The 2392-nt window shown below is 33.0% G+C and carries 4 protein-coding genes; all 4 read right to left on the bottom strand.

What is annotated here, in order from left to right; all coding sequences use genetic code 11:
- On the bottom strand, window positions 1-320 hold a 320-nt coding region (locus H4J75_RS19465; RefSeq protein WP_182223034.1), incomplete at its 3' end, for a hypothetical protein.
- Window positions 321-420: 100 nt separating this feature from the next.
- Window positions 421-681 (bottom strand): hypothetical protein, encoded by a 261-nt coding sequence (locus tag H4J75_RS19460; protein WP_197517670.1) that lies wholly within the window; start codon window positions 679-681, stop codon window positions 421-423.
- Between the two features lie 139 nt (window positions 682-820).
- A complete protein-coding gene (locus tag H4J75_RS19455; RefSeq protein WP_182223033.1) occupies window positions 821-1606 on the bottom strand; it encodes a hypothetical protein in 786 nt (261 codons plus the stop codon).
- A 145-nt stretch (window positions 1607-1751) separates the two neighbouring features.
- Window positions 1752-2171: a hypothetical protein gene (locus H4J75_RS19450; RefSeq protein ID WP_182223032.1), complete on the bottom strand. Its 420-nt coding sequence runs from the start codon at window positions 2169-2171 to the stop codon at window positions 1752-1754.
- Between the last annotated feature and the right edge of the window lie 221 nt (window positions 2172-2392).

The following is a 2392-nucleotide window of genomic DNA, read 5'->3' as shown; positions in this document are numbered from 1 at the left end:
TGAGTAACTTTACCATTAATTAAGATCTCCGCAACACAATACAAACCATTATGAGAAATGATATAAATCCTAGAGCTAATTATTTTTCCTGATGGTAATTTAAACTTACCATAAGTAGTAGATGTGCTTCCTCGATATGAGCCACTAGATCTTTGTTCAAATGACTCTAGAAGATAAGTCTGACCATATTTAACTTCATCTTCTTTAAAGCCGAAATCAACTTCCATAAGAAAATATAAACCGATAGCTAAAGCAATAAGTGCAAACGCAAAGCGAACTTTGACTTTAGATTTGATGCGTACTCTATAGGGTTGATTCATATTTGCGTATAACGCCCCACTAAGAGGCAAATGATAGTTGGTTATAATAGAGAGCGAAGCGAACAAAACCAACTGTTATTTGTCCTGCTTGAGTGGCTTGTTATGTGTTTGTGCCACCAAAGTCGTTCATCATTTTATTTAATAATGGTAGTGATGGATTTACCTCAAAAGAATCAGGATCATTTTCAAACAACATTTCGATATAGTTATGTATAACCCTATATTCTCTAATATTATTAATACGACCTCGCTTTAAAATATGACTAACTTGAAAGCGGAAAACTTTGCGATCTAAAACAATATACCCAAACTTAAATGATAGAAATAATAGAACGATTATAAAAGCAACTAACATTTCCAAAACTACCAACCTTTAAAACACATAACGCCCCACTAAGAGGCAAATGATAGTTGGCTATAATAGAGAGCGAAGCGAACAAAGCCAACTGTTATTTGTCCTGCTTGAGTGGCTTGTTATATTTTTTATAATGCTATAAGAACTAGTTTAATTTTAAATGACTAGTAACTTTATTCATTACGGAGAAAAACTTAAAGGGGTAAGGTTTATCGGATATGTCTTCCTCTTTAAGAAAGTAAATGTACGGTACAAAATCTTGTATTTCTATCTCCTTTATTATTTCGTCAATATCACTAGAGAAATAAAGATCACTATTAGTGTGTTGTAAAAATACTTTTTTCTTATAACTTCTAGGAATGAATCTAATATTCTGTAAATTTCGATTGTTCTGATAATTCTCAATATCACTGATCAGATTCATTAAATCTACTCGGCTTATAAATTTATTTTTATTTTTGTAATCAAAATAAACTTCCGCATTTATATTTTTTAATTTAATAAAAGGGTTGAATTCAGGTTCTTTCGGAATTGGAAAGTCTTCTAAATCCTCATCCAACAACCGTCTCACTTCAGATTTTATTTTTGATAGTTCAGCTATGTCGTCTCTAAATAAAATTTCAACATAAAAAGAATCGGAGATAACATATGCTGCTGTTTCTTCTGAATAGAGTACAACTTCTCCAGATGACTCCTGTTTCCACTTACCACTATCCGACTGACTTACTCCCATATGCTCTCTATTTATAACTGAATAAGAATTATCCTTTTTCAAAGTTAAAGAATACGATCCTGTTAAGTGATCAGAAAGGAAATGATAATCGCGCTCTTGAGATAAGACAAGCGTTGATAGAGTCTCGGCTGCAGCTATAGAAAGAGAATAGAATTGAAAAACGATTAGAAAAAAATATAAAGTAAGGTGAGAATTCATTTTATACCTTTGAAAGCAGATACACACCAAACAGTGTGTTGAAAAAATATAACACCTTACTAAGCGGCGCGAAATTGTTGGCTAAAATTGCGAGGAACGAAGCTAGCCAACTGTTTAGCGTCCGTTTGAGTAACTTGTTATGTGGCTAGTTACAAAAATGCTTAAGTTTGGCTTTTGTTATAAATGGTGCAAGCTTTTCGACAGCGCCATTATTTTTATGCCAAATTATATAAGTGTAATCCCACTCTTCTGTAATAACACAATCTAACTCAGGTAAAACATACCTTGAAAATAGTGAATCATCTTTGTTCATTGATTCACTGTAGCTTGAAAAAGTATCCTGAATATTGTTTATATCCAGAAGTTTCTCAGATTTACAGTCTGCCAGTTTAACCATAAAACCTTGAGATAATAACTTGATGAATTCGTTAAAACGGCTCCATTCATTTTCAGTTACAAGATCTAGTTTATAACTTTCATCACCTAACCAACCGCCCCAAAGAGATACGAACTCTTTAGTAAAATTAGCTTTAACTTCCCAATCTTCAAAATATGATTGATACATACAACTCGATAGACACATAACGCCCTATTAAGGGGCAAATTGTAGTTGGCTAAAATGTGAAGCGGAGCGGAACCAGCCAACTGTAATTTGTCCCACTTGAATAGCTTATAGTTCGACCAAGCCACCTAATTTACTAAAGTAACTTACTATTAGATTAGGTGGAACATGCTTCTGTTGGTTACGAATATTGAATGGCAAACATCCAATGTTTCTAACAAGAC

Source organism: Colwellia sp. BRX10-1 (genome assembly GCF_014077545.1).
Taxonomy (GTDB): domain Bacteria; phylum Pseudomonadota; class Gammaproteobacteria; order Enterobacterales; family Alteromonadaceae; genus Colwellia_A.
Note: the sequence above shows the minus strand (reverse complement) of the source record. Positions and strands in the feature narration are given on the sequence as shown.

Excerpts from the sequence above, each read along its gene's own strand:
- H4J75_RS19455 (WP_182223033.1), bottom strand. The coding sequence starts at position 1,606 with ATGAATTCTCACCTTACTTTATATTTTTTTCTAATCGTTTTTCAATTC.
- H4J75_RS19450 (WP_182223032.1), bottom strand. The coding sequence starts at position 2,171 with ATGTATCAATCATATTTTGAAGATTGGGAAGTTAAAGCTAATTTTACT.